Raw genomic sequence first — 5,021 nt, 5'->3', positions numbered from 1 at the left:
GAACGTGCCCCCGCCACGATGACCGCATGGCCCTTCACCTGCGAAAGTGCCGAATAGCGATAGCCACGGCACTGGTCACCAGCCTCGTGACCCACCTCCCCGCGACCGCCGCCCAAGCCAGTGCAGCGCAACGCGGAGCCCCGTGCACGGCCCGCAAGGACCCGGCCCTCGCCGCCCAGCTCTCCCGCGCCATCCGCGCCCTCCTGGCCGCCCGGCGCGGCACCGTCTCCGTAGCCGTCCACGACCCCGACAGGGGCCTCAATTGCGCCCTGGCCGGCCACCACCGCCACGACACGGCGAGCGTAGCCAAGGTCATGATCATGGAGGCGGCGCTGCGCCGGGCCCAGGACTGGCGGCGCGGACTCACCGCCTGGGAGCGCGGCAGGATCCGCCCCATGATCATCCGCTTCACCCCGTACGGCCTCTGGGGCCTGACCCGGACCACCGCAGCCGACCAGCTCCGCCTCCTCGGCGTCCTCACCGGAGCCGGAGCCAAAGCCGCAGCACGGGCCCGCGCCCTGCTGAACCCCGCCTCACGCGCGTACGCCCTGAAGCAGCTGAACGAGGTGCGCCGCGACCAGCGCCGGGGCCTGCCCGCGGGAATGCCCCGCGGCACCAAGGCGTCCTCTCGCACGGCAACCCCACGATGAAGTACGGGGTCCGCACCATCGAACGCGTCGCACAGGCCGTGCACCGCGCACTCGGAAGGGCCGCGCCGCGGGGCAGGGACTGACCCGGAGAGCGAGATCAGCGAAGTCCCCGACGGCTCGGTCCCGCCGGAGAGCGAGCCCGAGGCCCCGCCGGAAGCCCCACCCGAACAGGACTCGGCCAACCGGTGAAAATCGGGCGCGAACGGGTGCCTGGGCGCCGGAAGTTGTCGTAGTGTCGCCTGGGTCGGCCCGCAGGGGAGCTTGAGCACAAGAGTGCGGGTGGCGGCACGCAGAGTCGTCAAGGGGAGGGGTCCACGGTCATGGCGGCGGTATTCGGCAGGCGGTTGCGCAGGGGAGCGGTGACCACCGCGGTGGCCGCGGCGGCGGTGGCGGCACTCGCCGCGTCCCAGGCCCCGGGCGCGACGAACGTCCCGCGCGACGAGCGAGCGGGGGCATCCGACGCCACGCCGCCACCCGAGGACTCCGCGACCGGCAACTCGCCCTACTACACGGACCTGCCGCCCCTGAACACCCCGGTCCCGCCGACCGGCGCGCCCACCGGCGGCGACTCGGACGCCGCGGTCGCGGGCGGCATCCCGGCCACGGTCCTGGACGCGTACAAGAAGGCCGAGTCCTCGCTCGCCGCCTCCAAGCCGGGCTGCAACCTCCCCTGGGAGCTGCTCGCGGCGATAGGCAAGGTCGAGTCCGGCCAGGCCCGCGGCGGCCGCGTGGACGCGAACGGCACCACCCTCAAGCCGATCCTCGGCCCGGTCCTCAACGGCAACGGCTTCGCGAAGATCACGGACACCGACAACGGCGCGTACGACGGCGACAGGACGCACGACCGCGCGGTCGGCCCCATGCAGTTCATCCCGTCGACGTGGGACACCTGGGCGCAGGACGGCAACGGGGACGGCAAGAAGAACCCGAACAACATCTACGACGCCGCGCTCGCCGCGGGCCACTACCTCTGCGCGAGCGACCGCGACCTGTCCGACGAGTCCGGCGGCGGCGACCTGCACCAGGCGATCCTGAGCTACAACCACTCGACGGCGTACCTGAACACGGTCCTGACGTGGCTGGAGTACTACCGCAAGGGCACCCACGAGATCCCCGACGGCACGGGCGTCCTGCCGGACGACCGCAGCGACGGCGGCCGGCCGAGCATCACCCCGAGCCCGGCGCCGGGCGGCTCCGGTTCGCCCTCGACCTCGCCGAAGCCGAGCAAGCCCGGTACGGACAAGCCCGGTACGGACAAGCCCGGTTCAGGCAAGCCGACCGAGCCCGGCAGCGGCGGCAGCACCGGCCCGACCACGCCGCCCGGCGGTGGCGGCTCCGAGAGCCCCGACCCCACTCCCTCGCCCACCGACCGAGTCTCGCGCCTGGAGGACGCGGGCACCGGCAAGCTCTCCGCGACGGCGGGCGACGCCTTCGCCGGACGCGTCGTGGTGCGTACGGAGTCCGCGTCGGGATCCACCGTGGCCAAGGTCCAGGTCAAGTTCGCGATCGTCGGTGACACGGACGCCCGCTTCGACGGCGGCGCCACGAGCGCCACGGTCACCACGAGCGCCACCGGCAAGGCCACCGCTCCGGTGATCAAGGCGGGGGAGGAGAGCGGTGAGTTCACGGTGCGGGCCACGGTCGTCGGCCGCTCGCTGCCCGGCCTCGACTACACGGCGACGGTCACCGCGCGCCAGGCCGACGCCCTGGTCAGGACCGGCGACAAGGCGCTGACCTGCGCGCCGGGCGCGGAGTTCGCCGACCAGGTGGAGGTCAAGGCGACGTACAAGGGAGCGGCCGCCGACGGCGTCGCGGCCACCGCCACCATGATCAAGTCGATGGACGACCCCACGGCCAACGACAAGGGCCCCTACTTCAAGGACGCGGACGGCAAGCCGGTCCGCACGCTCAAGACTCTGAAGACGGACGCCGACGGCGTGCTCAAGCTCCCGAAGATGTACGCGGACGACACGGCGGGCACCTATCTGCTCCGCATCACCACCGCGGGCGGCGCGACGCTCACGGTCGAACTGAAGGTGGCGGCCCCGGCGGCCTAGCCGCACCGCACGTCTCCCGAGCAACGCCCCTGCGCCCGCACGGCGCAGGGGCGTTCCTGTGTGTGCAACGTGTTCTCATCTCGCCGCCGCGTTGCTACGGTGCCCCAGCCCTGACGCCCTGTCAGTTCATGGTTGCTGTCAACAGTGTCCCCGCCTCGGGAGGATCCGCATGCGCGCTCTCATCGCCGCCGCGACCGGTCTTGCCGTCGCCTTCGCCCTGGTCCTGACGATCACGTCGATCGGAGCCCCGCCCGGCGAGACCTCACCGGAGCCGCTCCTCACCACCGTCCCCAAGCACCCATAACGTAGGGAGGGCCGCCGCGATGCGCCGCAAGGCCAGCCTGATCCTGCTCGCCTTCGCCGTCTTCTTCACGGCGATGTCCCCGCTCATGCGCTGGTACGCCTTCCCGCGCCTCGCCAAGATCCCGCCGAGCCAGTACCAGGAGGCGGTCCTGGAGGCGCAGAACCCGACCCTCATCGACTACGGCTCCATGACGGCCAAGAAGGTCGACAAGGTCACCATCGTGCAGACCCTCAAGGGCAACGTGGAGGCCTCGGAGAAGGTCGAGAAGAGCGCCGACCGCGACGTCGTCGTCTGGGACGCCCTCTCCTACGTCCAGGACGCCGACGGCAAGATGGTCTCCAAGATCCCCGAGCGCTACATCTTCGACGCGCACAGCCAGGAGCCGGTGCACGCCAAGGGCGAGGAGGTCGACGGGGACCCGGTCAAGCGCCAGGGCATCGAGTTCAAGTGGCCCTTCCTGACCGAGAAGCGGGACTACGAGTACTTCGACGCGCAGGCCCGCGTCACCAAGCCCATCCACTACAAGGGCACGCAGACGTTCCGCGGCGTGAAGGTCTACTACTTCGAGCAGACGATCCCCTGGACCAAGGTCCCCTTCCCCAAGACGATGCCGGTCAAGGGCATCACTCCGGAGTCCCTCGCCAAGACCGGCACCACCCGCTGGTACACCACGGTCCGCAAGTTCTGGGTCGAGCCGACCACCGGGGCACCCGTCTACGGCGAGGAGATCCAGAGGAACGAACTGCGCGGCGGCACGCTCCTAGGGGGGCGCGACAAGGTGACGGTGTTCTCCGGGCACGTGAAGATGCGCGAGGACTACATCAAGGACACGGTCGACCTGGTGAAGTCCCAACGCGTCCTGGTCCTCCTCCTGACGTCCTATCTCCCCTGGGGTTTCCTGGGCCTCGGCCTGCTTCTGCTCGCGCTCTCCCTCTGGCTGGAGGCCCGCAGTCGAAGGCCGGGCGAGCCGGAACCCACGGCGGCCCCCGAGCCGGAACCGGTCAACGCCTGAGCCGCGCCTTGGTGAACCGCGTGGCCTCGGCCCCCACCGGATCCTCCGGCCACGGATGCTTCGGATACCGCCCGCGCAGCTCCGCCCGCACCGCCCGGTAGCCGTCCCGCCAGAAGGACGCGAGATCGGCGGTGACGGCCGCGGGACGCCCGGCGGGGGACAGCAGATGGACGAGGACGGGTACGGTGCCGTCCGCGATGCGCGGGGTCTCGGCGAGGCCGAACATCTCCTGCAACTTCACGGCGAGTACGGGCTGTTCGGGGTCGGCGTAGTCGATCCGGATTCTGGACCCGCTCGGCACCGCCACCCGCTCCGGAGCGAGCGCGTCGAGACGGGTGGCCTCACCGGTCGCCCACGGCAGGAGGCGGCCCAGCGCCTGCCCCGCGTCGATGCGCCGCAGGTCGGCCCGGCGCCGTGCCTTCGACAGCTCGGGCTCCAGCCACTCGTCCACGCGCGCGTGGAGGGCATTTTCCGATACGTCGGGCCAGGGCGCCCCGATGTGCCGGTGCAGAAAGGCAAGCCGCTGCCGCAGCTCCCGAGCACCCTGGGACCAGTTCAGGAGCGCGGTCCCTTCTTCCATGAGCCCGGCGAGCAGCCCTTCTCGTACGAGTCCGGGGGCGGGCTTCTTGAGGGGCCGCACCGCCAACTCCACGGCCCCCAGCCGCTCGACGTGCCGCGCGACGAGATCCCCGTCGCCCCAGCCGACCTCATCGCCTTCGCTGTACAGCGGCGCGGCCGCGCTCCGGGCGACGTCCTCGTCGATGTGCCCGGCGAGCAGCACACGCGCGTGCCCCGCGCCTACGGGGCGGTCCGCCACGGCTACGGAGATCCACTCGGCGCCGCTCAGCGCGGACCCGGGCCTGATCTCGCCCCGGGGCCCGCCGACCATGAGATACGTCCCGTCCGCCACCCGCCGCCCGACCCGCTCGGGAAACGCGAGCGCGGCAACGAGCCCGGCGGCACGATCATCGCCCCCGGCACCACCCTTCTCCCACCCC

4 protein-coding genes and 1 pseudogene are annotated in these 5,021 nt (G+C 71.8%); 4 read left to right on the top strand and 1 reads right to left on the bottom strand.

What is annotated here, in order from left to right:
- From E2651_RS44450 to E2651_RS41140, 4 genes and pseudogenes are all read left to right on the top strand, one after another.
- Positions 1-650, top strand: a pseudogene (locus E2651_RS44450) (hypothetical protein); the annotation flags it as partial.
- A 320-nt stretch (positions 651-970) separates the two neighbouring features.
- Positions 971-2,707 (top strand): lytic transglycosylase domain-containing protein, encoded by a 1,737-nt coding sequence (locus E2651_RS41150; protein WP_135336386.1) that lies wholly within the window; start codon positions 971-973, stop codon positions 2,705-2,707.
- A gap of 169 nt (positions 2,708-2,876) precedes the next feature.
- A complete protein-coding gene (locus E2651_RS41145) occupies positions 2,877-3,011 on the top strand; it encodes an SPW_0924 family protein (RefSeq protein WP_135336385.1) in 135 nt (44 codons plus the stop codon).
- A 19-nt stretch (positions 3,012-3,030) separates the two neighbouring features.
- A complete protein-coding gene (locus E2651_RS41140) occupies positions 3,031-4,023 on the top strand; it encodes a DUF3068 domain-containing protein (protein ID WP_135336384.1) in 993 nt (330 codons plus the stop codon).
- Here the strand turns inward: E2651_RS41140 and E2651_RS41135 are convergent.
- The coding region (locus E2651_RS41135) for an ATP-dependent helicase C-terminal domain-containing protein (RefSeq protein WP_280922831.1) at positions 4,013-5,021 on the bottom strand (1,009 nt) is incomplete at its 5' end. The two genes, E2651_RS41140 and E2651_RS41135, sit on opposite strands and share 11 nt — an antisense overlap.

Source organism: Streptomyces sp. MZ04, assembly GCF_004684775.1.
Taxonomy (GTDB): domain Bacteria; phylum Actinomycetota; class Actinomycetes; order Streptomycetales; family Streptomycetaceae; genus Streptomyces.
The sequence above is the reverse complement of the archived record's forward strand: the minus strand, read 5'-3'. Positions and strand labels throughout refer to the sequence as shown.

What these genes read in the sequence shown, in the direction of transcription:
- E2651_RS41150 (WP_135336386.1), top strand. Translation starts at nt 971, where the DNA reads ATGGCGGCGGTATTCGGCAGGCGGTTGCGCAGGGGAGCGGTGACCACC.
- E2651_RS41145 (WP_135336385.1), top strand. Translation starts at nt 2,877, where the DNA reads ATGCGCGCTCTCATCGCCGCCGCGACCGGTCTTGCCGTCGCCTTCGCC.
- E2651_RS41140 (WP_135336384.1), top strand. Translation starts at nt 3,031, where the DNA reads ATGCGCCGCAAGGCCAGCCTGATCCTGCTCGCCTTCGCCGTCTTCTTC.